This window comes from Halogeometricum limi (assembly GCF_900115785.1).
Taxonomy (GTDB): Archaea; Halobacteriota; Halobacteria; order Halobacteriales; family Haloferacaceae; genus Halogeometricum; species Halogeometricum limi.
Window position 1 is genome coordinate 837,671 of sequence record NZ_FOYS01000001.1, and the last position, 25,201, is coordinate 862,871.

Genomic DNA, 25,201 nt, shown 5'->3' on the forward strand with positions numbered 1-25,201 from the left:
GGCGGACCGGACAGTTCGGTGGCTAATCGCGCGAGCGGTTCGTTTTTTACCCCCGCGGTCGGTACTCCAGCCAATGAGCCGTTCTGTCGGGGTCGTGGTTCCCGCGTACCGCCCGGACCCCCAACGACTCGCCGACTACGTCGACGCGATTCGGTCGCACCTCTCGCCCGCGGCCGTCCGCGTCGAACTCGACGCGCCGCGCCCCGAGATGCTGGACCGACTCGCCGCCCTCCCGGCGACGGTCAACGCCGTCGACGTACGGCGCGGTAAGGGCGCGGCTATCACGGCCGGATTCGAGGCGCTCGTCGACGAAGTGGACGTCCTCGCGTTCGCCGACGCCGACGGCAGCACGCCCGCGGCGTCGTTCGCCGCCGTCGTCGACCCCGTCCTCTCCGGCGCGTACGACGTCTCTACGGGGTCGCGCCGTCACCCCAACGCCGACGTCGTCTCCCACCAGACGTTCGCCCGACGGCGACTCGGCGACGGCTTCGCGTGGATTGCGCGCCGCCTGCTCGACGAACACCTGTACGACTACCAGTGCGGCGCGAAGGCGCTCTCGGCCGACGCGTGGCGGTCCGTCCGCCCCCACCTCTACGAGGCGGGCTTCGCCTGGGATATCGAACTCGTCGCCGTCGCGGGTGCGCTCGGCCAGCGAATCTCGGAGGTGCCCGTCCGATGGGAGGACCAACCGGGGTCGACCGTTTCGCCGGTGCAGACGTCGATTCGCCTCGCCGGTGCGCTCCTCAGTTCCCGACACCGCGCGCGGACGATTCGAGAGCACCGACTCCACACGTTCCTCGAGTCGACCCGCGAGCACGAACCCGCGCTGGTCGACCGACTCGGAGAGACGGCCGACGCCTCCGAATGAGTTCTCGCACGTTCTCCGCGCTCCTGTCGGGCGTTCGATTCGGTAAGTTCGCCTCCGTCGGTGCCGTCGGCGCGGTGTTCGACGTGACGACGACGACGGCGCTCATCGTCCTCTTCGACGTGCTGAACGAGTACGCGAAACTCGTCGGCGCGGAGGTGGCCATCGTCGTGATGTTCTTCGTCAACGAGAACTGGACGTTCGCCGACGCGGGCGAGTCGGGCATCCTCCCGACGCTTCGACGACTGCTCACCTCGAACGTCGTCAGAAGCGGCGGCCTCCTCGTCCAGTTTCTGGTCGTCCGCGCGTTCCGAGAAGCGGGATTCTCGTTTCTCGTCCTCGGCTTCGACGTCTGGGAGCTGCTGCCGATTCCGCTGGCTATCGGTGCCTCGATGCTCCTGAACTACGTCGCCGAGAGCGTCTTCACGTGGCGTATCGGTCAGTCGTGACGACCGGTGGAAATTAGCATACGACGGTCGAATCACAACCCTTAACCGTAACCCCGGATTGTGTTGATACAGCGGGATGGGATAGCCAGGAGATTCCGCCGGGCTCATAACCCGGAGATCGGTAGTTCAAATCTACCTCCCGCTATGGTTTTGCCGAACTCAACTCCGAAGCGCCGAGTCTCGTCTCGGCGTGTCCCACGAGTTCGGCCCCATAGTGTTCGAGGGAATTTGAACCAGGGAACGACGTGAGCGCTAGCGAACGAAGTGACCAGGGTTCAAATCTACCTCCCGCTATTTTCGAGATACCAACCTCCGAGCGCCGAGTCTCGTCTCGGCGCGCACGAGCGGTATCTCGGAAATAGACTACTGGTAGTTTGAACGAGAGAACCGAGCGTCAGCGAGGTTCGCGTCGTTCAAATCTACCTCCCGCTATGGTTTTGCCGAACTCGAACTCACAAGCGAGGCGTCTCGTCGCCGAGCGACGAGCGAGTTCGGCCCCATGGCTCTCTCGTTCTCCGCGCGTTCGAACCACGCGACGCTCGACGGTCCATCCGAACTCCGTCGCGACGTTCGTACTCGTTCTCTGTCCGTCGGGTGCCGTCGTCGTCGGCTACGCGCTCACGGTCCTCTCCTCGACGGAGTGGGTGGTTCTCGGTTCAGCTTCCGGTGAAGTCGATTCGACTGCCCGACGAACGCTCGTGGTCGCCCGACTCGCCGAGGTGGTCGAACTCGTACGCTTCGTCCGTGAGGTAGACGACGCCGTCTTCGACGTCCACGTCGAACGTCGAGAGCACCGACCCCTCGCAGGGGCCGAAGTCGCAGTATCCCGAGTCACGTTGGAACGTCGCGCCGTGTTTCTGACAGACGAGTTCGCCGTTTCTGACGTAGGCACCGGACCCCTTGTCGAGTCGAACGTCGGTCCAGTGCGGACAGGTGTTCTCGAAGGCGACGACTGCGCCGTCGCCGAGTTTGGTGAGGATTGCTTCGGTCGTCTCCGTGCCCTGTCTGAGGGTAACGAGTACGGTCCCGTCTTCGGGAACGTCGTCCGCGGCGATGATTCGACGCGCGTCGTCCATGGGCGGCGTAGGAAGGGAGGCGATTCAAACCTAGCGGTCTCGGAACCGTCTACTCGTCCGGGCCGGTGTCGTCTGCATCGCCCGCGTCGTCCACGTCGTCCGCGTCGTCTACGCCGCCAGCGTCGTCTCCCTCGTCCGCGTAGTGTTCCCGTTCGACCCGCGCGTCGAACAGACGGGAGAGGAGGGTGGTGACCGGGCCGCCGCCGAGTTGGATGCCGTCGACCGACGCGACGGGTCGGAGTTCCCACGTCGTGTTCGTGACGAACGCCTCGGACGCCTCCCGGAGGTGGTCGGGTCTGTACGACCCCTCGCGGACGGGGATTCCCTCCTCGCGGGCGACGTCCAACACCTCGGCGCGGGTGACGCCCGGAAGCACGGGGCCGTCGAGGCTCGGCGTGCAGAGGGCGTCGTCGCGGACGAAAAAGAGGTTGCTCGTCGCCCCCTCGGCGAGGCGGCCGTCGTCGTCCAGCATCACCGCTTCGTCCGCACCGGTGACGCGGAGTTCCAGACGCGCGAGGATGCCGTTCAGGTAGTTGTGCGTCTTCGCGTGCGCGGGAATCGCCCGGTCCGGGACGCGCCGCGTCTTCACCGTCTGGAGCGTCGCCGGCCCGTCCCACACGTCCGACCTCTCGCGGCCACCCCGCGGGAGCGGTTTCACCTGCACGACGACGGTGGGGTCCACTTCCTCGCCGGGCGTCAGCTTTCCCGGTTGGACGCCTCGTGTGACCGAGAGTTTGACGTAGGCGTCCGTCAGGTCGTTCGCGTCCAGCGTCTCGTCCACCCGACGCTTCAGGTCCGCATCCGTGAGGCCGTGGTCGAGTGCGAGTGCGTCCGCTCCCTCGGCGAGTCGGTCCGCGTGCGCCTCCCAGCGGAACACCTCGCCGCCGTAGGCGCGGAGCGTCTCGAACAGGGCGTCACCGTACATGAACCCCCTGTCGCGGACGTTCACCGTCGCCTCCGACGCGGGGACGAGTTCGCCGTCGACGTGGAACTGCAGTTCGTCGTCCGTCGTCTCTTCGGGCGTCACCGCCTCCTCAGTCATCGCCGCCTCCGCTGCTCTGTCCTCTACCATCGTCGCTTCCGCACCACGCGACGAAGTTCTCCACGAGGCGCTTGCCCGCGTCGGTGAGGATGCTCTCGGGGTGGAACTGCACGCCGACGTGCGGCCTGTCGCGGCGGCGGACGCCCATCACGACGCGACGTTCGTCGTCTGTCCACGCCGTCTCCGCGAGGCCGTCGGGGATGTCGTCGCGTTCGACCGCCAGCGAGTGGTACCGACCCACCTCGAAGCGGTCCGGGAGGCCCGAGAAGATTCCGTCGCCGTCGTGGCGGACGACCGAGGGCTTTCCGTGGACCACGTCCGGCGCGTGCCCGACGGGCGCGCCGAGGGCAGCACAGAGCGCCTGGTGCCCGAGACAGACGCCGAGCGTCGGGTACGACAGGTCTCGGAACACCGGAATCGAGACGCCCGCGTCGTCGGGCGTGCCCGGCCCGGGCGAGACGACGATGCCGTCGGGGTCGATGTCGCGGACGCCGTCGGTGTCGACGGCGTCGTTGCGGCGGACGACCACGCTGTCGGCGAACTCGCCGACGTACTGGACGAGGTTGTAGGCGAACGAGTCGTAGTTGTCTATCACCAACACCGTCGTCATCGGCCGTCCCCCGCGGGCGTCTGCGCCGGTTCCGTTCTGTCCGTCTTCGCATCGTTTTCTTCTTCGTTGGCTCCGTGCTCCGCCTCCGTCGCGTCGTCCCCGTCGACGACGCGCATCCCGTGCCCGCCGTCGTCGAGGGCGTCGTCGATGGCGTTCACCAGCGCCCGCCCCTTCGCCAACGTCTCGTCGTACTCGTCGTCGGGGTCGGAGTCGTGGACGATGCCCGCGCCGACGCGGAGGTGATACTCGTCGTCGTGGTGGACGAGCGTCCGGATGACGATGTTGAGCGTCGCGCGGTCGTCGAAGCCGAAGAGACCGATGCTGCCGGTGTACGGGCCGCGCCGCGTCGCTTCGACGTCGTCGATTATCTCCATCGTCCGCGGTTTCGGCGCGCCGGTGATGGTGCCGCCGGGGAAGACGGCCGCCACCGCGTCGGCGACGCTCACGTCCGCCCGCCGCCGCCCTTCGACGACGCTCACGAGGTGCATCACCTCGGAGTAGCGGTCGACGCGGCGGTACTCCGAGACGTCGACGCTGCCGTACTCGGACACCTTCCCGAGGTCGTTTCGCTCTAAATCGACCAGCATCGCGTGTTCGGCCCGTTCCTTCTCGTCGGTGGTCAGGTCGGCTTCGAGTTCGGCGTCGGCCGCGGGCGTCTCGCCGCGCGGCCGCGTCCCCGCGATGGGTTCGGTGACCAGTCTGTCGCCGTCGACCTGCACGAGGAGTTCGGGACTCGCACTGACCAACTCCGCGTCGGGAAACTCGACGAGACCGGAGTACGGCGCGGGGTTCACTCGGCGGAGGGCGTCGTACGCCTCGACGGGGTGGACGACGGCGGGGGCGACCAGTCGCTGCGAGACGTTCGCCTGGAAGGTGTCGCCGTCGCGGACGTACCGCTTCACGGCGCGCACCCTGTCGGCGAACGCGTCTCGACCGCAGTCGCTCTCGAACTGCGCTTCGTCGCCGTCGACGGCCGCCGAACCGACGCTCCCGTCGCCCGCCGTCGCCCGTTCGGCCAGCGACCGCGCCCGTTCGAGGGCGGCGTCGTAGAGAGCGTTCACCTCCTCGTCGCTCGCGCCCGACGGGACGCGGGGGCACGCGGTGACGCGGAGGGTCGTCTCCCCTCCGTCGCGCGGTTCCTCCCACGCCGCGACGCGGTCGAACAGTCCGAGGCGGAGGTGCGGGAGGTTCCGGTCGTCCGTCGCCGTCGCGGGGAGCGATTCGAGTTCGCGCGCCACGTCGTACGAGAGCCACCCGAACAGGCCGCACGGGTACGGAACCTCGACGCCGGTCGCTCCGCGGACCAACGTCTCTTCGTCGAGTGCGGCGTCGAGCGTGGAGAGCGACGGCGACGCGTCGGTACTCGGGCCGCGTCCGCCGTCGTCGTCCGCTCTCGTCTCCGCGTCGGAACCGACGCGGATGCGCGTCTCGGGGTCGACGCCGAAGTAGCCCCATCCGGGTTGTCCCCCGGTGGTTTCGACGAAGAAACCGTCGCCGTCCTCGTTTCGGGCGCGCCGATACGCTTCGAACGGGTCCGTGACCGACACGCTGAGTTCGACCGGGACTCGTGCCCCCGCGGGAGCGTCCGCGGCGGCGGCGCAGAACGCGTCCCGCCGGGTCTCGACGGTCGGCGTAGCGGGGTCTGCCATGTCGGGACGGTGGACCGGTGCCGAGTAAACGGTTTCGCGACGGCGAAGAACAGAACGGGCGTCGCGGTGTGGGGTCGGCGCTACTCGCCGTGGTCGCTCGCGCGGTCGATCCAGCGCTGAACGCGTTTCTCGGAGACGTCTATCGCGTCGGCGAGGTCGGCGGCGTCCGCGTTCGCCAGGTCGCTCACCGTCGCCACGCCGGCGTCGGAAAGTCGTTCCGCGTACGCGGGACCGATTCCTTTGACGTTCTCGACCGGTTCGCCCCCGGCGTCGGACGAGGAGTCGTCCGCGCCGTCCTCGTCGGCCTCCGCGTCGGTGTCCGCGTCGATATCCGTCGACATGTCCTCGGAGTCCGGGCCCGCCGCCTCCGCGGGTTCGGCCGCTTCGGTCGCGTCGTCGGCGTTCTCGTCGTCGACGATGGACCCGGTGGACGCCGCGGCGTCCGTCTCGGCCGCGACCGTCTCCTGTTCGATGGCGTCGTCGGCGTCTACGTCGCCGATATCGTCCGCCCCGTCGACGTCCGTCGACGACGTGGACCCGACGGCTTCGGCGGGTTCGGCCGCCTCCGCCGGTTCGTGTTCGTTCCCGACCATCGAGTCCGTCGACGCGGCGGAGTCGGCGTCACCGGTCGCCGCGTCGTCGTCCGGTTCGTCGGCCGCTTCGTCCGCCTCGGGTTCGGCCTCTTCGATGACCTCCTCGGCGTCGTCGTCGGCCGAGTCCACGGCCTCCGCGGGTTCGCGTCCCTCGTCTTCGTCGACCATCGTCTCCGTCGACGCCGCGGCCTCCGTCTCTTCTGCGACCGGTTCCTTCACCGCAGATTCAGATTCCGCGTCGACTTCGTCCCGCGTGTCCCGTTCGACGGAGACGCGCGTCTCGCGCCGCGACGTGGTAGAAGACGCTTCGTCGCGGCCGAGAAGCGACCGCACGGACGACTTTATCGAGTCGAGTATACCCATCGTGTACCCGTATGAACGCCGCTTATTTAAAAATCGTTACCCCGCTGTCCCGTCATCCGAGGTTCGCTCGGAGCGCGTCGTTCATCGCGTCGACGGGCGCGTCCCGTCCCGTCCATCGCTCGAACGCTTCCACGCCCTGAAACAGGAGCATCCACGCGCCGTCTATCGTCGTCGCGTCGGCGGCCGCCGCCTCCCGGAGGAGGCGCGTCTCGATGGGCGTGTACACCGCGTCGAGGACGGCGAGTCCGCCGTGGAGGTGCGCCTCGGGGACGGGCGTGTCGTCGGACTCCATCCCGACGCTCGTGGCGTTCACGAGGACGTCGGCGTCGTCGATTCGGTCGAGCGTGTCCAGTCCGCCGCCCGTCGCACCCGGGACGTCGTCGGCGAGGGACGTCGCCCGTTCGGCCGTTCGGTTCGCGACGTGGACTGACGCGCCGGCGTCGGTGAGGGCGAACGCCGCGGCGCGTCCGGCCCCGCCCGCGCCGACGACGACGGCGTCTCTCCCGTCGAGTGGCACGCCGTGGTGCGAGAACGACCGTTCGACGCCCGCCGCGTCGGTGTTGTACCCCCGCGGTTCGTCGCCGGAGAAGTCCACCGTGTTCACCGCGCCGATGCGCGCGGCGAGTTCGTCGGCGTCGACCAGTTCGAGCACGTCCCGTTTGAACGGGATGGTCACGTTCAGTCCGGTGATTCCGAGGGCGTCCGCGCCGTCGACGGCCCGCCGGAGGTCCGCGGGTGACGGTTCGAAGGTGACGTAGCGGGCGTCCATCGCGAGGCGGTCGTACGCCGCCTCGTGCATCGGCGGCGAGAGCGAGTGACCGACGGGGTTGCCGAGGAGTCCGAACACGTGCATGAGTACGCCTACTCGTCCGACCGGCGGCGACGTAAAACGTTCCGACACGCGGAGACGACGATAGGCCGGCAGCCGATGGGCGGCGTCTCCCGTGACAACCGTAGTCATAGACGACGCGGACCGTCGCGCTTTTGCCCGCCGGGCCGCCTGTTCGACACGTCTCATGGCCGTAGCCGCAGTTTTCTCCGTCGAGGCGGTCCTCCTCGTCCTCGGTATCGTCGCGCTCTACTTCGGCGCGGAACTCCTCGTCGAGGCCGCCTCGCGACTCGCCGTCGGGTTCGGCGTCCGCGCGGCCATCGTCGGCGTCACCGTCGTCGCCTTCGCGACCACCGCCCCCGAACTCGCGGTGGTGCTTCTCAGCGGCTTCTCGTACACGACGGACCTCGGACTGGGAGCCATCGTCGGTTCGAACATCGCGAACATCGGGCTCGTACTCGGTATTTCCGCGCTCGTGAGTCCGCTCGACGTCGACGACGGCGTCCTCGCTCGCCACGTCCCCTTCATGGTCGGCGCGGCCGTCCTCCTCGTCGTACTCGGCGCGGACGGCTCTCTCAGTTCGATGGACGGCGTCGTCCTCCTCACCGCTCTCGCGGTGTTCACCGGCTACCTCCTCTACCGCATCCGCGCGACGACGCCCGATTCGGTCCCCGTCGAGTCCGTCGACGTGGGCGGCGACGTCTCCGTCCGCGCCCGCGACGTTCTCACGCTCCTCGGCGGGTTGGTGCTCCTCCTCGTCGGGTCGCGGTGGCTCATCCAGGGCGGGCAGGGACTCCTCGAATCGTGGGGGTTCGACGAACGCTTCATCGGACTCACGGTCCTCGCGTTCGGCACCTCGCTCCCCGAACTCGCCGCCAGCGTCCTCAGCGCCGCGAGAGACGAGTCGGAGTTCAGCATCGGCAACGTCGTCGGCTCGAACATCTACAACGTGCTCGCCGTCCTCGGCGTGCTCGCCATCCTCGTTCCGGTTCGCGTTCCGGCGAGTACCGTCGGCGTCGACTTCCCGGCGCTGTTGGTGTTCACCGCCGCCATCGTCGCCGTGATGGTCTCCGGACGCACCGTCTCCCGCCTCGAAGGGACGCTCCTCGTCGGCGGCTACGTGGGCTTCTTCGGCGTCTTCCTCCTCTGAGTGGCGGTCGCAGGATGAAGCACAAGAGATAGGCGTCCACGCCGTGCACCACTCATCGATGAGTTCACGCCTCAGCCATCCACTCAGCGCCGTCGGACTGGCGGTACTGTTGTCTCTCCCGTGGGTCGTCCTCGACGCGACCGGTATCGCGGAGGGACTGCCGGAACTCGCCACCGTCGCCGTCAGCGGGTTGGCGGTCCTCGGCGCATCGTTCCTCCTCGCGTGGGGCGCGGAGACAGCAGAGAAAGACGTCCCCCGTGCGTTCGCGCTCGCGGTCCTCGCGGTCCTCGCCGTCGCCCCGGAGTACGCCGTCGACGCCCTCTACGCGTGGCAGGCCGCCAGCGACCCCTCGAAGGCGAACCTCGCCGTCGCCAACATGACCGGCGCGAACCGCATCCTCATCGGACTCGGCTGGTCCGGCATCGCCCTGTTCTCCATCTACAAGGCGACGCGGGGACGCGCCGACGACAACGTCCTCGACCGGAGCGGCACGCTCCGCGACGCGGTCCAACTCGACAAGAGCATCTCCACGGAGATTCTGTTCCTGTTCGTCGCGACGGTGTACGCCTTCTTCGTCCCGTTGAACGGCGGCATCGACTGGGTGGACACCATCGTTCTCGTCGGTCTCTACTTCACCTACATCGCCATCATCGTCCGCGGCGACGTGGACGAACACGACGAACAGGTCGGGGTCCCCGCCTACTTTCAGGCGAAGTCGCGCCGCGTCCGCACCACCGTCGTCCTCACGCTGTTCGTCTACTCGGGCTTTCTCATCTTCACCGCGGTCGAACCGTTCGCGCACGGTCTGGAGGAACTCGGCCTGCAGTTCGGCATCCCCGAGTTCTTCATGGTGCAGTGGATAGCGCCGCTGGCCTCCGAGAGCCCCGAACTCGTCATCACCGCCTACCTCGTGAACAAGGCGCGGTCGACGGCGGCGTTCAACGCGCTCATCTCCTCGAAGCTGAACCAGTGGACGCTGCTCATCGGGACGCTCGTGGTCGTCTACAGCCTCGCACTCGGCCGGTACGGAACGCTCCCGTTCGACTTCAAACAGGCCGCCGAGATATGGCTCACCGCCGCGCAGAGCTTCTTCGCGCTCACCGTCCTCGTGAACTTCAACATCTCCGTCCGCGAGGCGGTCACCCTCCTCGTCCTGTTCGTCTCGCAGGTCGTCGGGGAGTTCATCATCATCCAGACGGTTCCGAACGAAGCCGTCGCCACCGAGTACTCGATAACCCTGCTTCTGGCGTACACGGCCGTCTACATCCTCATCGGCGGCGGCCTCCTGTTCTACCGCCGACGCGACTTCCGCCAACTCGCCCGCATCACGGTGCGCAACGTGCGCGGCGAACCGGCACCCGAACCCGGGCGGGCGGACTGACCGCCTTCGACGCGTTTTAGCCCGTCCACGGGCCAGTTCTCCTCGTGATAGCCGTCGTCGTCAGCCGTGCCGACAGCGCATCGGTCCACATCGGAGAGCGACTGCTCGAACTCGAAGACTGGGAGGAACGCACCGACGACTCGCGGTCGGACGCGGACGGGGGAGGGACGTACTACCGCCACGCCGACTTCGAACTCCGCGAGTTCGACGCGATGCACCTCGAACTAGCGAACGTCGCCGAGGCGTTCTCCGCGGACCCCGAGTTCGTCGCGTTCGTCTCCCGACACTCCGGCGACACCGGACCCCTCCTCACCGCCCACTTCACTGGTAACTTCGGCCCCGCGGAGTACGGCGGCGAGACGGGACGGTTCGCCCGCGCCTGCCCGAACGCACAGAAGGCGGTGGTCGAAGCGTTCGACCGGCACGCGCCGGACGCGTACGGCGTCGGCGTCGAGTGTACGCACCACGGGCCGACGGACGCCGGCGCGCCCGCGATGTTCGTCGAACTCGGCAGCGACGAAGCCGAGTGGGACGACCCGGCGGGCGCCCGCGCCGTCGCTCGCTCCGTCCTCGCGTTGTCGGGCGTCGCCGCCGACAGAGAGCGACAACTCGTCGGGTTCGGCGGCGGCCACTACGCCCCGCGGTTCGAGCGAATCGTCCGCGAGACGGACTGGGCCGTCGGCCACATCGGGGCCGAGTGGCCGCTGGACGCGATGGGTGCGCCCGAGCACAACCGCGAGGTGATTCGGCGGGCGTTCGAGGCGTCCGCGGCCGAGTACGCCGTCGTCGACGGCGACCATCCCGAGTTGGTTTCGGTGGTCGAAGAACTCGGCTACCGCGTCGTGACCGAGACGTGGGTCAGAGAGACCGAAGGCGTCTCGCTGGACCGACTCGCGTCGCTGGAAGCCGACCTCTCGTCGGTCGACGAGGGACTCCGCCTCGGTGCGCGCGTCGACGACGTCGCGGACGGCGCTCACGTCGTCGTCTCGCTTCCGGACGACTTGCTCGCGGAGGCGGCGGGAATCGACCTCGACGCGGCACTCGCGGCCGTCCACGACAGGGCCGTCGCCTACGAGACGAGAGAGGGCGGGACGAAAGCGACCGGTCGGGCCGCGCTCCCCCGCGAGGACGACTACGACGCCGTCGTCGACGCACTGGCCGCGGTCCTCCGCGAGAAGTACGACCGAGTCAGCCACCAACAGACCGCCGTGGTCGCAACGCGAGAGGCGTTCGACGCGGCCGCGGCGAAGTCGTTGGGGGTCCCCGAAGGCCCCGCGTTCGGGAAGCTATCGGCCGGGAAGACAGTCGAGATAGACGACCGGACGGTGACGCCGGGAGACGTGAACAGCGAAGAGACCGTCGTTTTCCGGATATAACGGCTTAATTGACGACTAAAACGGGCGGCGTCGCGTCTGACACTCGTCCGACGTGAGGGGGAAAGATAATTAGGCTCCATTCGGTAAGGACGCTCATAAATGGACTCTATCGTCGACGATGCAATAGACGAGGCCGAGGAGACGGGGGATGGGAGGACCGTCGACGGACTCGAGGACGACCAGATTCGCCGAAGCGGCACGATGACGGACGAGGAACTGAAGGACGTTCTGCAGGACCTCCAGACCGACATCACCGTCGTCGGGTGCGGTGGTGCCGGCGGGAACACCGTCAACCGAATGCACCAAGAGGGAATCAAGGGCGCGAAACTGGTCGCGGCCAACACCGACGTGCAGCATCTGGTCGAAATCGGGGCCGACACGAAGATTCTCATGGGCGAGCAGAAGACCCAGGGCCGCGGCGCCGGGTCGCTTCCGCAGGTAGGCGAGGAAGCGGCGCTCGAATCCCAAGAGGAGATATACGACGCCATCGAGGGCTCCGACATGGTGTTCGTCACCGCCGGACTCGGCGGCGGAACGGGCACGGGTTCCGCACCGGTCGTCGCCAAGGCCGCCCGCGAGTCGGGCGCGCTGACCATCGCCATCGTGACGACGCCGTTCACCGCGGAGGGTGAAGTCCGTCGCACGAACGCCGAGGCGGGTCTGGAACGACTCCGCGACGTGGCCGACACGGTCATCGTCGTCCCGAACGACCGCTTGCTCGACGCCGTCGGCAAACTGCCCGTCCGGCAGGCGTTCAAGGTGTCCGACGAAGTCCTCATGCGCTCCGTGAAGGGAATCACGGAACTCATCACGAAACCGGGTCTCGTCAACCTCGACTTCGCCGACGTGAAGACGGTCATGGAACGCGGCGGCGTCGCCATGATCGGACTCGGCGAGTCCGACTCGGACTCGAAGGCCCAAGACTCCGTCAAGAGCGCGCTTCGCTCTCCGCTCCTCGACGTTGACATCTCGGGTGCCAACTCCGCGCTCGTCAACGTCACCGGCGGGTCGGACATGAGCATCGAGGAGGCCGAAGGCGTGGTCGAGGAGATTTACGACCGTATCGACCCCGACGCGCGCATCATCTGGGGTACCTCCGTGGACGAGGAACTCGACGGCACGATGCGGACGATGATCGTCGTCACCGGCGTCGAGTCGCCGCAGATTTACGGTCGCAGCGACGGCGGCGAACCCGAACGACGACCGCAGGAACAGCCACAGGCCCCTCAGCAGGGGCAAGACATCGACTACGTCGAGTAGTCGACCGAGGCGCGGCGGGTCGTCCGCCCGCACGACACCCTCCTCGAACGACGGTCCGCAGTGACGACGCTCGCGTTCTCGCCTGTCGTCGCGTCCGAGTGCATCAATAGATAGAAAAAGCCCGCCGTTCTAGCGGAGAGCAACAATGGACGTCAAGTACGACCTGACAAGCTACGTGCGGGTGCTGAAACTGGCGAGCACCCCCTCGTGGGAGGAGTTCTCCCAAATCGGTCTCATCGCCGGTGCCGGCATCTTCCTCGTCGGCTTCATGGGATTCGTCATCTTCGCGGTCATGAGTTTCCTTCCGGGAGGTGTCTGAGGTGCCCATCTTCGCCGTCAAGACCACCGCGCGACAGGAGCGAACCGTCGCCGACATGATCGCGAACCGCGAAGAACCGGAGATTCACGCCGTCCTCGCGCCCGACTCGCTGACGAGTTACGTGATGGTGGAGGCGGACAACAACGCGGTCATCAACCGCGTCTTAGAGGAGATTCCGCACGCCCGCGGACTCGTCGGCGACGGCGCCGCCACCTCCGGGATGGCCGAGGTGGAGCACTTCCTCTCGCCGACGCCGGACGTGGAGGGTATCGCGGAAGGGGACATCGTCGAACTCGTCGCCGGGCCGTTCAAAGGCGAGAAAGCGCGCGTTCAGCGCATCGACGAGACGAAAGACCAGGTGACGGTCGAACTGTACGAGGCGACCGTTCCGATTCCGGTCACCGTCCGCGGGGACCAGATTCGGGTGCTGGACTCCGAGGAACGGTAGTTCGGTTCCGACGCGCGCGAACCGAGACTGCCTCGCGCCGCCTCCACCGTTCCGCGCCGTCTACAGCGCGCCCTGTTCTTTCAGTCGTTCGACGACCGACTGCAGGTCGGCCTCCGACTCCACTTCGCGTTTCACCCGTTCGCGTTCGCGAACGTCCGAGGAGTTCGCGTCGTAGGCGCGGACGAACTCCGCGCGAGAGTGCTCTTCGAACGCGTGTCGGATGGCGAAGTAGCCTTCGGGGACGATGGTGCCACAGACCTTGCACTCGTGGCGTTCGTGCTCGACTGTCAGGTGGATGACGGCTTCCTCGACGTCCTCGAACCGTCCGTCGCACCCGGAGACACCGCACTTCCACAGGGACATACAGGCGGAGACGGATACCGGGGACTAAACCGTTCCGCAGACCCCGTCGTGGTGTCATCGAACTGAGGTGCGGGAAGAGCGAGATGCCACCGGCCGGTCGGGAGATATCGCATCCGCCGCCCGTCACCACACGTTCGACCGCACAACTGTGCGGTCGGACGAGTGGACCAGTGCAGAACGTTCGATAGTAATGACTAACCACGACGACACCACATCGAAAGACGTGACCGCGCCGTCTCCGTCCCACGGGTCCACCCGCGTCGACATGCACGTGAAGCTTCTCGACGAACGTGTCGTCTCTCGGGCGAAAGCCCGCGACATCGACGTTCTGGTGTACGCCCCCCACTTCACCCGTCTACCCGCGATTCGGCGGAAGGCGGCCGCGTTCAGCGACGACGAACTCCTCGTCGTCCCCGCCCGCGAGGTGTTCACGGGGACGTGGCGGCAGCGACGCCACCTCCTCGCTCTCGGCCTCTCCGAACCCGTCCCCGACTTCGTCACGATGGAGGCGGCGTTCGCGACGTTCGCTCGGCAGGAGGCGGCCGTCCTCGTCCCGCACCCCGGTCTGTTCAACGTCAGTCTGGACCGAGAGGACGTCCGCGCGCACGCCGACGAGATACACGCGCTGGAGACGCACAACGGCAAACTGTTCCCGAGCCAGAATCGGTTGGGCCGGGAGCTATCGGCCGAGTTCGGAATCCCGGGCTTCGGGTCGTCGTACGCGCACCTCCGCGGGAGCATCGGCGAGGTGTGGACGGAGTTCGACCGCGAGATTACCTCCGAAGCGGAGTTGGTGGCCGCACTCCGCGAGGGCGCGCCGCGTCGCGTGATACACCGGACGGGCCTCGGCCACCGCGTTCGCTCCGCACTGGAGTTCGCCCACCTCGGCTACGAGAACACGTGGGGAAAGGTCGACAGACTGTTTCTCTCCGGGATGGAACCGACCCACCCCGGCCACATCGCCTACGACGGGAAGTTCGACGACGTCCGCGAGTACTAGAACGCGCCCACCAACGCCGCCGCCTCCGCGAACGACGTGTCCAACGCGAACACGTAGTAGTGGACGACGGCCAGCACTGCGAGTTCGAACGCGGTCACGACGAACGTGACCGGATTCGCCCACTTACTCGACGTGGTGACGCCCGTCGGCAGGTCGTACTCCTTCGAGGAGAACGGGTAGAACAACGCGATGCCGCGTCTGGACCCGACCATGTCGAGGACGTAGTGCGTCGCCACGCCTACCCACACGTACTGGAGGTTGCCGAACACGTACGGGAAGACGAGGAATATCGCGAGAACCGGGAGGTTGTGCAGCGTCTTTCGGTGCTTGCCGAACGCCGTGTCGACGTCGGGGAAAAGTGCGCCGAGGACGACGGGTAAGGAGAGTTCGGCCACCTTCGTCGCCGCCGCGAGTGCGAGCGCCGAGGGCGTCTCTTCGACGAGGGGCCCCATCGTCGGGTCGACGACGAGGATGACCCCCAACCCCAACGCCAACAACGCGCCGTTCAGGACGTGCCCTTCTTTGTTCATCGAGTGACTGTCCGACCGCCGAGAACACAAGCGTTGTGCACGGTCGAGAACCGTCAGCCGTCCGTCAGACGCCGCGGGTTCGCGTCTCGTCGCGCGTTCACGCCCCGTCGCCACCGGACTCGACGGCGGCGAGAAGCGTCTCCAAGGCTTGCCTCGCTATCTTCGCTTTCACCTGCGTTCGGTCGCCGTCGAACTCGTGCCGTTCGACCGTCGCGTACGACGACTGGGTGCCCCACTCGCCGCGGTACGCGAGGCCGACGTACACCGTCCCGACGGGTTTCTCGGGCGTTCCGCCGTCCGGTCCCGCGATACCCGTCGTCGCCACGCCCCAGTCGGTCCCGGCGGTGTCGCGAACGCCGGCGGCCATCTCGCGCGCGACGGGTTCGGAGACGGCACCGTGTTCGTCGAGGGCCTCTCTGGAGACGGCCAACTCGGTCAGTTTCGCGTCGTACGAGTAGGTGACGACGGAGCGGTCGAAGTAGTCCGACGACCCGGCCACGTCCGTGAGAAGCGACCCGACGAGGCCGCCCGTGCACGACTCGGCGACGGCGACTGTCTGGTCCGCGTCGCGGAGGGCGTCACCGACGCGCGCTTCGACCGGCGGGTCTGCTGGACACTCGGGCATGCGAGAGACGACGGCGGGAGGCGACAAAAGCGCCCTGCCGAGGGCGAAAGAGCCACGACCCTCCCGCGTGAGGCGACAGACGAGATGAGCGAGGACGAGACGGCTGGCGACGCCTACGACGAACCGCTGTTCTTTCAGGTGATGGAGTACGCCGCACACGCCGACAGAGACGTGGTCGACATGGTGTCGGGCAACCCCGACTGGGAACCCCCGGAACCGCTTCGAGACGGCCTGCGAGAGTACGCCGACGCCGAACCCGACGAGTTCCAGTACCCGCCGAGCGAGGGCCTCCGCGAACTCAGAGAAGAGATAGCCACGCGCCGGAACGTCGACGCCTCGCGAGTCGTCGTGACGAACGGCACCGGCGAGGCGAACTACCTCACGATGGCGCGCGCGATGGAACGCGACGAGGGGACGGAGTTCCTCCTCACCGACCCCGTCTACCCGTACTACCCCGGGAAGGCGCAGATGCTGGGCGCGACGTCGACGAAGGTGCCGGTGCTTGAGAGCGGCGACCCGGACGTGGACGCGATGCGCGAGGCGGCCTCGGCGGAGACGGCGGCCATCCTCGTCAACACGCCGAACAACCCGACCGGCGCGGTGTACGACCGCGATACCATCGAGGAACTCCACGACGTCGCCGCGGAGAACGACGCCCTCCTCCTCGTCGACGAGGTGTACGACCACTTCGACTTCTCCGGCGACTTCGAGAGCGCACTCGCTCTCGACTCCGACCGCGTCCTCGTCACGACGGGCTACTCGAAGTCGATGGCGGTCACGGGCTTTCGCGTCGGCTACGCCGTCTTCCCGGAGGCGTACGTCGACGCGGCGAAGACGCGACACATGCTGGTGAACGTCGCCACCACCCGACCGGGTCAGGTGGCGGTCCTCCGCGCTCTGAAGGAGACGCCGCCGACGTACTACGAGGAGACGCGGGCGATGCTCCGCGAGCGAATCGACTCGTTCACCGACGCCCTCGACGCCGCGGGCGCGGCGTACACCCGGCCCCGCGGGGCGTTCTACGTGATGGCCCGGTTCGACGACTTCCCCGGGACGCTGTCGAACGTGGAGCGACTGATAGACGAGGCGGGCGTCGCGGGGATGCCCGGCGAGGCGTTCGGCGAGGCGTACAGCGACTGGGTCCGGTTCGCGCTGGTGACCCCCCGGGCCGACGAGGCGGCGTCGCGACTGGCGGACTACTTCGGGTGAGCGTCCCGCCGTCGCCGCCGTCGACGGCCGGCGACTGGCGACCGACGACCGGCGACCGACGGGTACACAAACCGTGACCGCGTGCCCTCTCGCATGACGAACATCGACGTCGAACCCGTCGAACAGGTGGACGACGACGGCGACGAACCGGACGACGACGCACCGGACGGCGGCGGTGACGACTCGACGGACCTCTCGGTGGAAGTCGAGACGCGGGCGACGGACGAGACGGACCTCCCGGACCGCGTCGATGCGCCCGACTACGTCCTCTACGGCGGGAAGGGCGGCGTCGGCAAGACGACGATGGCCGCCGCGACGGCACTCGCGTCGGCCGCGTCCGGAACGTCGACGCTCGTCGTCTCGACGGACCCCGCGCACTCGCTCTCGGACACCCTCGACGTGCACGTGCCCGCCGAACCCACGCAGGTTCGCGACGACATTCCGCTCTACGCGGCCGAGATAGACCCCGACGAGGTCATCGAAGGGCCGTTCGCGACGGACGCCGACGCCGGCGGATTCGACGCCGCCGACCTGGACGCCGACGACAACCCGTTCGAGGACGGGTCGGAGACGCAGAACGGGCAGGCCGACAACCCGTTCGGGATGGACATGGGCGGGATGGAGGACGTCTTAGGTGACGCGATGGGTCCCGGTTCGATGCCCGGCGCGGACGAGGCGGCGGCGATGCAGCAACTCGTCGCCTACCTCGACGACCCGCGGTTCGACCGCGTCGTCGTCGACACCGCGCCGACGGGCCACACGCTCCGACTGCTCGAACTGCCCGAACTGATGGACTCGATGCTCGGCCGCATCGCGCGGATGCGACAGAAGTTCTCCGGGATGATGGACAACCTGAAGGGGATGTTCGGCGCGGGCGACCCCGGACAGGGGATGGCCGACTTAGACGAACTCCGCGGCAGAATCGAGCGACTGCGAACCGTCCTCCGCGACCCCGAGAAGACGGACTTCCGCGTCGTGATGATTCCAGAAGAGATGAGCGTCGTGGAGTCGAAGCGACTCGTCGACCGGTTGGACGAGTACGAGATTCCCGTCCAGACGCTCGTCGTCAACCGCGTCATGGAGAACCTCGCGGACGTGACGACGACGCCCGTCGACTCCGAGTGGGTCGTCTCGCCGAACCTCGAAGACTGCGAGTTCTGTCAGCGACGCTGGGCGGTCCAACAACGGGCGCTCCAGCGAGCGACGGACCTCTTCCGCGGCCGCAACGTCAAGCGGGTTCCGCTCCTCGCGGACGAGGTGAGCGGCGAGGAGGCGTTACGCGTCGTCGCGGCCTGTCTGGCCTGAGCGGACGGGTCCCCACGGCGGAGACGCGTCCGGAAGTCGAGACGGGTCGCTCAGGCGAGTTTTCTGAGGTAGCCGTACAGCGAGTCCACCCACGCGTCCGGGAGGTACCGGGCGAAGACAGCGACGCGAGCGGGCGTTCCGGGATGGTAGCGGGCGTGCGGTTTCGTCGACGACGCGGCGTCGACGATGTCCTCTGCGACGCGTTCCGGCGGGATGGCGGCCGGACCGCCGCCGCCGAGCATCTGCGTGTCCTCGAACAGGTCGTAGAACGACTCGTACGCGCCGGAGCGTTCGATGCCGGGGATGTCGTCGCTGTCGCCGTCGACCTCTTCTTCGACGCGGTCGGAGAAGTTCGTCGCGACCGGACCGGGTTCGACGAGGACGGCGTCGACGCCGTATTCGGCGACTTCGTTCCGCAGTGCGTCGGTCATCGCGCCGAGGGCGAACTTCGACCCCGAGTAGACGCCGCCGCCGGGGAACGCGATGCGTCCGGCGACGCTGGAGACGTTCACGATGGTGCCGTCGCCCTGGTCGCGCATGTGCGGCAGGACGGCGCGGATGAGGCGGTGCGGCCCGTACACGTTCACGTCGAACTGTCGGTGGACCTGTTCGGTCGGGACGTCTTCGAGGGGTCCGAACTGGCCGTAGCCGGCGTTGTTGACGAGGCAGGTCAGGTGACCCTCCTCCTCGACGATGCGGTCGACGACGCGGTCCACGTCGGACTGGTCGGTCACGTCGAGCGTCGCCAACTCACAGCCCTTCTCGCCCAGCGTCTCGATGTCCGCGGGGTTCCGCGCCGTCGCGTAGACGCGCCAATCTTCCTCTCGGAACGCCAGCGCTGCGGCGCGACCGATACCGGACGAACAGCCAGTGATGAGGACCGTCTTCGGATGCACGTTCGCGCTGTCTCCCCGCGGCGAGTTAATTGTACGCGGTTCGTCACGGGTCCGAAGTCGTTCTCGCGGTGCGGGAGGGTCGGTGTCGGGGGTCGCGGTGGCGCGTCCGACCCCGTCCGACTACGCGTACTCCGCTTTCGTCTCGTCGGCGTAGGCGTCCGCGCGGCGGGTCGGTTCGGGGAGTTTGTAGCCGCCGCAGAGTCGCGAGACGAGGTCCGTCGCCGTCGGGACGGAGACGCGGTGGCCGGGGCTGACGTACAGGGGGTTGATTATCGGACTGGAGTCGTACTGTCGGGACTGGTAGGCGTGTCCGATTCGGTCGCCCGACTCGGCGTTCTCGACGGTGTCGTCGGCGAGGATATCGGTCCGCCAGCCCTCGGGTCGGCCCTCCGCGTCCTCTCGCGGGCGGCCGCACAGCAGATTCTTCGCGACGCCGACGCTCGGGACGTCGAACACGACGCCGAGGTGGGTGGCGAGTCCGGCCTGCCGGTAGTGGATGCGTCCGCTCCCGTCGAAGACGACGAGGTCCGGGTCGGCCGAGAGTTCCTCGAACGCCGCGACGATGGGACCGCCCTCGCGGAACGACAGGAGGCCGGGGACGTAGGGAATCGACAGGTCGGTCACGGCGTGGGCGCGTTCGACGACGTCGCCGCCGCGCATGAGGACGACGACGCTCACGGCTCTGTCGTCGAGGAACGCCTGGTCGACGCCGGCGACGAGGGGGCGGTCACCCGTCAGCGAGGCCGCGGATTCGAGCGACACGTCTCGGGGGTCGAAGTCGAAGTCGTCTGTCCACCGCGCGGCGTCGGCGACGTCGTACTGGAGCGTCTCCATCTCCTCGCGCGACAGTTCGGGGTCGGGGAGGAACTCGGGGCGAACCGGTGTCATGGGTTTTCGGTCAGAATCGGCCACCGGGGCCACCTCGGCCCCCGCCACCGAACGAGAGTCTGTTCGGAACCCGCTGGCGACCCTTCACTCGCTGGCCGTACGCGAGGCCGATGAGGAGGCCGACGAGGTGGGCGAAGTGTGCGACGCCGCCCTGTCCGAGGTTCGCGGCCGTCCCCGGCGCGAGGAAGAACACCATCGAGATGCCCGCGAAGCCGAGCGTGAACAGCCACAGAGGCACCGGAATCAGGAAGTAGAGGTATATCTTCAGGTCCGGGTTCAGAACGGTGAGGACGCCGAGGATAGCGAACACCGCTCCCGACGCGCCGTAGACGCCGGTGGCGGTGTTCGGGTCGAGGAGGATGCCAGAGCCGACGTGCGCGAGGCCGGCGAGGACACCGCTCCCGATGAACAGGAGCGTGAACTTCCGAGAGCCGATGTAGCGTTCGACTAAGGGGCCGAAGAAGTACAGCACGATGCTGTTACCGACGATGTGGAAGAAGTTGAACGGACTGTGTGCGAAGATGGAGGTGAACCACGTCCAGACGTAGAAGGGGTTCTCGGAGGTGAGCGCGAAGATGTCGATGAACGTCCCGCGCCCGGCGGTGAAGAGCACTAGCCACTCCAGTCCGAACGTCACCCACATCAGACCGAGAAAGACGTACGCCATGTTGCCGCGGAAGTAGCCCATCGGGCCGCCGGTGCCGGTGAGGCGGTCGAGAAGCCCCTGTGAGCGACTCTTAGAGGTGCTCACCGAGTCGTCGAACCCGCTGTCGAAGACGCCGGAGGGGTCGTTCCACTCCGAGAGGCCGGGACAGGCGTGGTTCTCCGGCAGTCGGTGCTCCGCGCAGAACGTCTGCCCGCACCGTCGGCACTGGTAGGGCAGGTTCTCGTGCTTCCCGCACTCGTCGCACGTAGCCATTGTGTCTGGCTAGTCACGACGGGCTAAAAGCGGTTCCCCTCTCGCCCGCCGGAATCGCACATCGGGCGTGCGATTTCGAGGGGTGCGTGCCGCCGTGAACGCGCCGCGTTCACCGCCTCGGTTTCGACTCGCTACGCGTCGTCGTCGCCCGGTTCGTCTTCGCCGGCGTCCGGGTCGTAGTTGGTCGGAACGACCGTCGCGTGCGCGATGCCGAACGTGGACTGTTTCGCTGCCATCTCGTCTGCATAGTCACGGCTTCGACGACTAATAATTACCCATGCGCATAATTCATGCTGTCGTGGTGTGCGCATAACTATCACGCATCACCCGGCGTGCGGTCGGCGAGTCGACGGTCGGCGAGGCGTCGTCGTTCGGTGTGGCCACTCCGGCGCGTTCGTCTCTCGGTCTCACCGTCGCTTCGGCACCGTCGTCACTCCGAAGCCTTCGTTCACGGCGACTCGAAAATGCGGTGTCGCAGTGGGTCTACGCGAAGTTCTCTTCGTAGAGGTCCATCGCGTGTTCGATGGCGTCCTTCGCGGCGTCGGCGTCTTCCCAGCCGAGCGTCTCGACTTCCTTGCCCTCTTCGAGGTTCTTGTACGTCTCGAAGAACTCCGATATCTCGGCTTTCTGCTGGTCGGTCAGGTCGTCGACGTCCTGGACGTGGTCGTAGCGGGGGTCTTCGGTGGGGACGGCGATGACCTTGTCGTCCTGTTCGCCGTCGTCGTCCATACCCATGAGGGCGACGGGACGCGCCTCGATGATGCAACCGGGGAACGTCTGGTCTTCGACGAGGACGAGGACGTCGAAGGGGTCCTCGTCGTCGTAGTACGTCTGCGGCATGAACCCGTAGTCAGAGGGGTAGTGGACGTTGGAGTGGAGCACGCGGTCGAGGACGACGCCCGGAACGTCTTTGTCGTACTCGTACTTGTTGCGCTCGCCCTTCAGGCACTCGACGACGGCGTAGACGACGTCGGGCGCGTCGGGACCGGTCTCCATGTCTTCCCAGAGATTCGTCATACGTCTCTCTCGTCACACAACGCAAAAAAAGGCCTTTCGCATCGCGTATCCTCCTGCGACCGGGTGAACCCTTTTGCGAACGGTTCTCTTCGGTGTACGAAAACGTCCAACGACGCGCAGATATTATCAGGTGAATACTGGGGACCTATCGACACACGTCCACCAAGTTCCCGAGTACGACGGATTCAGGCGCTGGAAGGACTGCTTTCACGGTGTGTTCTCCAGATACTCTCCGGGGATTCTCATCTTCGTTGAACAAACAAATCGTCAGTTGAGAAAGGTTAAATAGTCTGGTGACATTTCTCCAACCATGTCAGAGGCACAAACAGTCAACGACTCGGGCCTGGCACGCGATCTGACCGCGTTCCAACAGAACATCCTCGTCATCCTCGCCGAGGAACCGATGTACGGACTCGCTATCAAGCGCAATCTCGAAGACTACTACGGGACGGAAGTCAACCACGGTCGACTCTACCCGAACCTCGACGACTTAGTCGAGATGGGTCTGGTCGAGAAGAGCGAACTCGACAAGCGGACCAACCAGTACGAACTGACCGAGAAGGGTCACGACGCGGTTCTCGACCGCTTCGCGTGGATGCTCGACAAGTTCGTCACCGACGAGACGCGCGCCGACGAAGTGCGCGAACTCATCGACGCGAACCTGTAGCGGCGACAGACGAAGGGAGAGTTCGTTAGAACTCGGGCACGTCCGCATCCGCGGCGTCGAACGCGAGTTCGATGCTGTCGCGGACGACGGATTCCTGTTTTTCCGACGGCCACGTGTTGCGCGGATAGTACTCACTCAGGAACTCGCGAATCTCGGCGCGCGAGGCGGTGTCGACGCGGCGAACGTAGTGGTTACCCATAAAATCCGCGAACGCGCGCACGTTCGCGGCGTGTGCGGGGCCGTGTTCGGCTTCCACGCTGTCGACGAGTCCGGCGTTGTGGGCTTCGACGGCCTCCCAGTCGCCGTCGACGTCCGCGCCGGTCAGCGGAATCTCGTAGGCCCGTCCGGTGTCGTCGATGCTGTCGATTCGGACGGTTCCGTCGTCGGCTAACCACTCTTCCGGGTGCAACACGAGCGTCTCGTCCTCCTCGCGGACGCGCGACGTGAAGTCGCGTTCGGCCAGAATCTCGTCGCGCCGGCCGCGGTACGCCGCCGCCTCGTTCTCGTCGACGGCGTCGCGCGCGAGTCGCGTCAGTCGTTCGGCGGCGTCGACCACCGCGTCGGGCAGTTCACCCGTCTCGTCGTCTCGGGTCGTCTCTTCAGGCATGGTCGAGGGCCTCGTTGGCGAGGGAGTCCGCGCGGTCGTTTATCTCCCGCGGAACGTGTTCGAGCGACCACCGGTCGAACGACTCCAACAGTTCGAGGACGCGGACGCGACGCTTCCGGAGTTCGGGGTTGTTCGTCCCGTACTCGCCGCGGACCTGTTTGACGACGAGTTCGGAGTCGCCGCGGACGTCCACCTCCTCGAACCCGTAGTCGCGGGCGGCCTCCAGTGCGCGGGCGAGTGCGTCGTACTCCGCGCGGTTGTTCGTCGTCTCGCCGATGGTCTCAGAGCCCTCCGCGACGATTCCCTCGGAGGTGACGATGGCCCACCCGATGGCGGCCGGGCCGGGATTGCCCCGACTCGCCCCGTCGAAGTAGACGTGCGCCCGCCCGCCGTGGTCTCTGAGGACCGCGAGGAGGTCGGTCGGTCGCGCGCCCTGCACGACCACCTTGTCGTCGTAGGCGACGGCGTTCGCGTCGCCGCGAGACGCCTGCCAGCGTTCGTACTCCGTGTTCCCCGCCTCGACGGTGACGCCGGCATCTTCGAGTCGCCGCCGGGCCTCGTCGGGGTCGCAGTCGACTGTGGGCATAGTCGACTGTTCGGCGGCGCGGGTAAAGCGGATTCGCTCTGTTCTGACGTGAGCCACGAGGTCACATTCGTCCAAGAGTTTAAGTCCGTCGCGACACCGAGTATAAAAATGCGATGACACGCCCAACTCGCCAGCGGGAGCGAGACAGTGACAGAACACGGTGGCGCGGTGACCGGGAAGAAGACACTGCCGACGAGGACGACATCGACTTCGAGGACATGGACGAGGAGGACCTCGTCCGCACGGGCGACGGCGAACTCATCCACGAACCGACGGGTATCGTGGTCGAAGAAGAGCAGATAGACCCCGGCCCGGAGTGGCGGGCGTTCAACCACTCCGAACGGCAGTCGAAGTCTCGCGTCGGCGCGCCGACGACGCAGACGATGCACGACAAGGGGCTGACGACGACCATCGACTGGAAGGACAAAGACGCCTACGGACGCTCTATCTCCTCGCGGAAACGCTCGCAGATGCACCGCCTCCGCAAGTGGCAGGAGCGAATCCGGACGAAGGACGCGGGCGAGCGAAACCTCCAGTTCGCGCTCTCGGAAATCGACCGGATGGCCTCCGCGCTCGGCGTCCCCCGGTCGGTTCGTGAAGTCGCGTCCGTCATCTACCGCCGCGCGCTGAGCGAGGACCTGATTCGCGGACGCTCCATCGAGGGCGTCGCCACCTCGGCGCTCTACGCGGCCTGTCGGAAGGAAGGTATCCCCCGTTCGCTCGAAGAGATATCCGAAGTCTCCCGAGTGGAACGAAAAGAGATTGGACGGACGTACCGCTACATCTCCCAAGAACTCGGTCTGGAGATGAAACCCGTCGACCCCAAGAAGTACGTTCCGCGGTTCTCCTCGGAACTGGACCTCTCGAAGGAAGTGCAGTCGAAGGCGAACGAGATAATCGAGACGACGGCCGAGAAGGGACTGCTCTCCGGGAAGTCGCCGACGGGGTACGCGGCCGCCGCCATCTACGCCGCCTCGTTACTCTGCAACGAGAAGAAGACCCAACGCGAAGTCGCGGAGGTGGCGCAGGTGACGGAAGTCACCATCCGCAACCGGTATCAAGAGCAGATCGAAGCGATGGGAATCCACGGCTAGCGTCCCACCGCCGCACCACCGCACGCCGCCCTCCGTTTTCCGATTCGTCACCCGACGAGTCCGGCGTCTCCCGATTCGCGCGACA

28 protein-coding genes and 1 tRNA gene are annotated in these 25,201 nt (G+C 66.9%); 14 read left to right on the plus strand and 15 right to left on the minus strand.

What is annotated here, in order from left to right; genetic code table 11:
• The first annotated feature begins 73 nt into the window (after positions 1-73).
• The 3 genes from BM282_RS04345 to BM282_RS04355 all read left to right on the plus strand — a co-directional run bounded on the left by BM282_RS04345 (position 74) and on the right by BM282_RS04355 (position 1,459).
• On the plus strand, positions 74-868 hold the full coding sequence (locus tag BM282_RS04345; RefSeq protein WP_089877092.1) for a glycosyltransferase: 795 nt from the start codon (positions 74-76) through the stop codon (positions 866-868).
• Positions 865-1,314: a GtrA family protein gene (locus tag BM282_RS04350; protein ID WP_089877094.1), complete on the plus strand. Its 450-nt coding sequence runs from the start codon at positions 865-867 to the stop codon at positions 1,312-1,314. The genes BM282_RS04345 and BM282_RS04350 overlap by 4 nt, the downstream gene beginning before the upstream one ends.
• Before the next feature lie 70 nt (positions 1,315-1,384).
• A tRNA-Met gene (locus tag BM282_RS04355) sits at positions 1,385-1,459 on the plus strand.
• Between the two features lie 511 nt (positions 1,460-1,970).
• Here the strand turns inward: BM282_RS04355 and BM282_RS04360 are convergent.
• From BM282_RS04360 to BM282_RS04385, 6 genes are all read right to left on the minus strand, one after another.
• The gene (locus BM282_RS04360; protein ID WP_089877096.1) at positions 1,971-2,390 is read right to left on the minus strand and encodes a Rieske (2Fe-2S) protein; all 420 of its coding nucleotides are present in this window, start codon (positions 2,388-2,390) and stop codon (positions 1,971-1,973) included.
• Positions 2,391-2,439: 49 nt separating this feature from the next.
• Positions 2,440-3,432 carry an aminotransferase class IV gene (locus BM282_RS04365; RefSeq protein WP_089877097.1) on the minus strand — a complete coding sequence of 331 codons (993 nt, stop codon included), beginning with the start codon at positions 3,430-3,432 and terminating at the stop codon, positions 2,440-2,442.
• The gene (locus tag BM282_RS04370) at positions 3,425-4,042 is read right to left on the minus strand and encodes an anthranilate synthase component II (protein ID WP_089877099.1); all 618 of its coding nucleotides are present in this window, start codon (positions 4,040-4,042) and stop codon (positions 3,425-3,427) included. Before BM282_RS04370 ends, BM282_RS04365 begins: the two co-directional genes overlap by 8 nt.
• Positions 4,039-5,691, minus strand: coding sequence for an anthranilate synthase component I family protein (locus tag BM282_RS04375; protein WP_089877101.1), 1,653 nt, complete (start codon positions 5,689-5,691; stop codon positions 4,039-4,041). Before BM282_RS04375 ends, BM282_RS04370 begins: the two co-directional genes overlap by 4 nt.
• A gap of 80 nt (positions 5,692-5,771) precedes the next feature.
• Positions 5,772-6,647, minus strand: coding sequence for a helix-hairpin-helix domain-containing protein (locus BM282_RS04380; RefSeq protein WP_089877103.1), 876 nt, complete (start codon positions 6,645-6,647; stop codon positions 5,772-5,774).
• A 52-nt stretch (positions 6,648-6,699) separates the two neighbouring features.
• Positions 6,700-7,500 carry a shikimate dehydrogenase gene (locus BM282_RS04385; RefSeq protein WP_089877104.1) on the minus strand — a complete coding sequence of 267 codons (801 nt, stop codon included), beginning with the start codon at positions 7,498-7,500 and terminating at the stop codon, positions 6,700-6,702.
• Between the two features lie 163 nt (positions 7,501-7,663).
• On the opposite strand from BM282_RS04385, the gene BM282_RS04390 reads away from it, so the two are divergent.
• From BM282_RS04390 to BM282_RS04415, 6 genes are all read left to right on the plus strand, one after another.
• Complete coding sequence (locus tag BM282_RS04390) at positions 7,664-8,626, plus strand: calcium/sodium antiporter (protein ID WP_089877106.1); 963 nt, start codon at positions 7,664-7,666, stop codon at positions 8,624-8,626.
• Between the two features lie 58 nt (positions 8,627-8,684).
• Positions 8,685-10,007 (plus strand): sodium:calcium antiporter, encoded by a 1,323-nt coding sequence (locus tag BM282_RS04395; RefSeq protein WP_089877107.1) that lies wholly within the window; start codon positions 8,685-8,687, stop codon positions 10,005-10,007.
• A gap of 44 nt (positions 10,008-10,051) precedes the next feature.
• On the plus strand, positions 10,052-11,383 hold the full coding sequence (locus tag BM282_RS04400) for a D-aminoacyl-tRNA deacylase (protein ID WP_089877109.1): 1,332 nt from the start codon (positions 10,052-10,054) through the stop codon (positions 11,381-11,383).
• Between the two features lie 99 nt (positions 11,384-11,482).
• The gene (gene ftsZ / locus BM282_RS04405) at positions 11,483-12,643 is read left to right on the plus strand and encodes a cell division protein FtsZ (protein WP_089877110.1); all 1,161 of its coding nucleotides are present in this window, start codon (positions 11,483-11,485) and stop codon (positions 12,641-12,643) included.
• 145 nt (positions 12,644-12,788) lie between these two features.
• On the plus strand, positions 12,789-12,962 hold the full coding sequence (locus tag BM282_RS04410; protein WP_089877112.1) for a protein translocase SEC61 complex subunit gamma: 174 nt from the start codon (positions 12,789-12,791) through the stop codon (positions 12,960-12,962).
• A 1-nt stretch (position 12,963) separates the two neighbouring features.
• Complete coding sequence (locus tag BM282_RS04415) at positions 12,964-13,410, plus strand: transcription elongation factor Spt5 (RefSeq protein ID WP_089877114.1); 447 nt, start codon at positions 12,964-12,966, stop codon at positions 13,408-13,410.
• 60 nt (positions 13,411-13,470) lie between these two features.
• Here the strand turns inward: BM282_RS04415 and BM282_RS04420 are convergent, their stop codons facing one another.
• The gene (locus BM282_RS04420; protein WP_089877116.1) at positions 13,471-13,773 is read right to left on the minus strand and encodes a DUF7565 family protein; all 303 of its coding nucleotides are present in this window, start codon (positions 13,771-13,773) and stop codon (positions 13,471-13,473) included.
• Positions 13,774-14,038: 265 nt separating this feature from the next.
• On the opposite strand from BM282_RS04420, the gene BM282_RS04425 reads away from it, so the two are divergent.
• Positions 14,039-14,773 (plus strand): PHP-associated domain-containing protein, encoded by a 735-nt coding sequence (locus tag BM282_RS04425; RefSeq protein WP_175501368.1) that lies wholly within the window; start codon positions 14,039-14,041, stop codon positions 14,771-14,773.
• Here the strand turns inward: BM282_RS04425 and BM282_RS04430 are convergent.
• Positions 14,770-15,303: a metal-dependent hydrolase gene (locus BM282_RS04430; RefSeq protein WP_089877392.1), complete on the minus strand. Its 534-nt coding sequence runs from the start codon at positions 15,301-15,303 to the stop codon at positions 14,770-14,772. The genes BM282_RS04425 and BM282_RS04430 overlap by 4 nt on opposite strands.
• A gap of 97 nt (positions 15,304-15,400) precedes the next feature.
• Positions 15,401-15,928, minus strand: coding sequence for a CinA family protein (locus tag BM282_RS04435; protein ID WP_089877119.1), 528 nt, complete (start codon positions 15,926-15,928; stop codon positions 15,401-15,403).
• 84 nt (positions 15,929-16,012) lie between these two features.
• Between BM282_RS04435 and BM282_RS04440 the strand changes: the two genes are divergently transcribed.
• Together BM282_RS04440 and BM282_RS04445 are read left to right on the plus strand one after the other, a co-directional pair.
• Positions 16,013-17,137 (plus strand): pyridoxal phosphate-dependent aminotransferase, encoded by a 1,125-nt coding sequence (locus tag BM282_RS04440; RefSeq protein ID WP_089877121.1) that lies wholly within the window; start codon positions 16,013-16,015, stop codon positions 17,135-17,137.
• A gap of 93 nt (positions 17,138-17,230) precedes the next feature.
• The gene (locus BM282_RS04445) at positions 17,231-18,442 is read left to right on the plus strand and encodes an ArsA family ATPase (protein ID WP_089877122.1); all 1,212 of its coding nucleotides are present in this window, start codon (positions 17,231-17,233) and stop codon (positions 18,440-18,442) included.
• Positions 18,443-18,492: 50 nt separating this feature from the next.
• Here the strand turns inward: BM282_RS04445 and BM282_RS04450 are convergent, their stop codons facing one another.
• The 4 genes from BM282_RS04450 to BM282_RS04465 form a co-directional block, all read right to left on the minus strand.
• A complete protein-coding gene (locus BM282_RS04450; RefSeq protein WP_089877124.1) occupies positions 18,493-19,338 on the minus strand; it encodes an SDR family oxidoreductase in 846 nt (281 codons plus the stop codon).
• A gap of 120 nt (positions 19,339-19,458) precedes the next feature.
• On the minus strand, positions 19,459-20,226 hold the full coding sequence (locus tag BM282_RS04455) for an endonuclease V (protein ID WP_089877126.1): 768 nt from the start codon (positions 20,224-20,226) through the stop codon (positions 19,459-19,461).
• Between the two features lie 10 nt (positions 20,227-20,236).
• Entirely contained in the window at positions 20,237-21,145 is a 909-nt protein-coding gene (locus BM282_RS04460; RefSeq protein WP_089877128.1) for a rhomboid family intramembrane serine protease, read from the minus strand.
• A gap of 483 nt (positions 21,146-21,628) precedes the next feature.
• Positions 21,629-22,162 (minus strand): inorganic diphosphatase, encoded by a 534-nt coding sequence (locus BM282_RS04465; RefSeq protein WP_089877129.1) that lies wholly within the window; start codon positions 22,160-22,162, stop codon positions 21,629-21,631.
• Between the two features lie 310 nt (positions 22,163-22,472).
• Here BM282_RS04465 and BM282_RS04470 point away from each other — a divergent pair, with 310 nt between their 5' ends.
• The gene (locus BM282_RS04470; protein ID WP_089805097.1) at positions 22,473-22,829 is read left to right on the plus strand and encodes a PadR family transcriptional regulator; all 357 of its coding nucleotides are present in this window, start codon (positions 22,473-22,475) and stop codon (positions 22,827-22,829) included.
• A gap of 25 nt (positions 22,830-22,854) precedes the next feature.
• Here BM282_RS04470 and BM282_RS04475 read toward each other — a convergent pair whose 3' ends face one another.
• Together BM282_RS04475 and rnhA are read right to left on the minus strand one after the other, a co-directional pair.
• On the minus strand, positions 22,855-23,436 hold the full coding sequence (locus tag BM282_RS04475; RefSeq protein ID WP_089877131.1) for a DUF7108 family protein: 582 nt from the start codon (positions 23,434-23,436) through the stop codon (positions 22,855-22,857).
• Positions 23,429-24,022, minus strand: a complete 594-nt coding sequence (rnhA, locus tag BM282_RS04480; RefSeq protein WP_089877132.1) for a ribonuclease HI — start codon at positions 24,020-24,022, stop codon at positions 23,429-23,431. The genes BM282_RS04475 and rnhA overlap by 8 nt, the downstream gene beginning before the upstream one ends.
• 218 nt (positions 24,023-24,240) lie before the next feature.
• Between rnhA and BM282_RS04485 the strand changes: the two genes are divergently transcribed.
• Entirely contained in the window at positions 24,241-25,116 is an 876-nt protein-coding gene (locus tag BM282_RS04485; RefSeq protein ID WP_394327783.1) for a transcription initiation factor IIB, read from the plus strand.
• Positions 25,117-25,201: the final 85 nt, after the last annotated feature.

Coding starts and splice junctions, on each gene's coding strand:
- BM282_RS04345 (WP_089877092.1), top strand. CDS start 74: ATGAGCCGTTCTGTCGGGGTCGTGGTTCCCGCGTACCGCCCGGACCCC.
- BM282_RS04350 (WP_089877094.1), top strand. CDS start 865: ATGAGTTCTCGCACGTTCTCCGCGCTCCTGTCGGGCGTTCGATTCGGT.
- BM282_RS04360 (WP_089877096.1), bottom strand. CDS start 2,390: ATGGACGACGCGCGTCGAATCATCGCCGCGGACGACGTTCCCGAAGAC.
- BM282_RS04365 (WP_089877097.1), bottom strand. CDS start 3,432: ATGACTGAGGAGGCGGTGACGCCCGAAGAGACGACGGACGACGAACTG.
- BM282_RS04370 (WP_089877099.1), bottom strand. CDS start 4,042: ATGACGACGGTGTTGGTGATAGACAACTACGACTCGTTCGCCTACAAC.
- BM282_RS04375 (WP_089877101.1), bottom strand. CDS start 5,691: ATGGCAGACCCCGCTACGCCGACCGTCGAGACCCGGCGGGACGCGTTC.
- BM282_RS04380 (WP_089877103.1), bottom strand. CDS start 6,647: ATGGGTATACTCGACTCGATAAAGTCGTCCGTGCGGTCGCTTCTCGGC.
- BM282_RS04385 (WP_089877104.1), bottom strand. CDS start 7,500: ATGCACGTGTTCGGACTCCTCGGCAACCCCGTCGGTCACTCGCTCTCG.
- BM282_RS04390 (WP_089877106.1), top strand. CDS start 7,664: ATGGCCGTAGCCGCAGTTTTCTCCGTCGAGGCGGTCCTCCTCGTCCTC.
- BM282_RS04395 (WP_089877107.1), top strand. CDS start 8,685: ATGAGTTCACGCCTCAGCCATCCACTCAGCGCCGTCGGACTGGCGGTA.
- ftsZ (WP_089877110.1), top strand. CDS start 11,483: ATGGACTCTATCGTCGACGATGCAATAGACGAGGCCGAGGAGACGGGG.
- BM282_RS04410 (WP_089877112.1), top strand. CDS start 12,789: ATGGACGTCAAGTACGACCTGACAAGCTACGTGCGGGTGCTGAAACTG.
- BM282_RS04420 (WP_089877116.1), bottom strand. CDS start 13,773: ATGTCCCTGTGGAAGTGCGGTGTCTCCGGGTGCGACGGACGGTTCGAG.
- BM282_RS04425 (WP_175501368.1), top strand. CDS start 14,039: ATGCACGTGAAGCTTCTCGACGAACGTGTCGTCTCTCGGGCGAAAGCC.
- BM282_RS04430 (WP_089877392.1), bottom strand. CDS start 15,303: ATGAACAAAGAAGGGCACGTCCTGAACGGCGCGTTGTTGGCGTTGGGG.
- BM282_RS04435 (WP_089877119.1), bottom strand. CDS start 15,928: ATGCCCGAGTGTCCAGCAGACCCGCCGGTCGAAGCGCGCGTCGGTGAC.
- BM282_RS04440 (WP_089877121.1), top strand. CDS start 16,013: ATGAGCGAGGACGAGACGGCTGGCGACGCCTACGACGAACCGCTGTTC.
- BM282_RS04445 (WP_089877122.1), top strand. CDS start 17,231: ATGACGAACATCGACGTCGAACCCGTCGAACAGGTGGACGACGACGGC.
- BM282_RS04455 (WP_089877126.1), bottom strand. CDS start 20,226: ATGACACCGGTTCGCCCCGAGTTCCTCCCCGACCCCGAACTGTCGCGC.
- BM282_RS04460 (WP_089877128.1), bottom strand. CDS start 21,145: ATGGCTACGTGCGACGAGTGCGGGAAGCACGAGAACCTGCCCTACCAG.
- BM282_RS04465 (WP_089877129.1), bottom strand. CDS start 22,162: ATGACGAATCTCTGGGAAGACATGGAGACCGGTCCCGACGCGCCCGAC.
- BM282_RS04470 (WP_089805097.1), top strand. CDS start 22,473: ATGTCAGAGGCACAAACAGTCAACGACTCGGGCCTGGCACGCGATCTG.
- BM282_RS04475 (WP_089877131.1), bottom strand. CDS start 23,436: ATGCCTGAAGAGACGACCCGAGACGACGAGACGGGTGAACTGCCCGAC.
- rnhA (WP_089877132.1), bottom strand. CDS start 24,022: ATGCCCACAGTCGACTGCGACCCCGACGAGGCCCGGCGGCGACTCGAA.
- BM282_RS04485 (WP_394327783.1), top strand. CDS start 24,241: ATGGACGAGGAGGACCTCGTCCGCACGGGCGACGGCGAACTCATCCAC.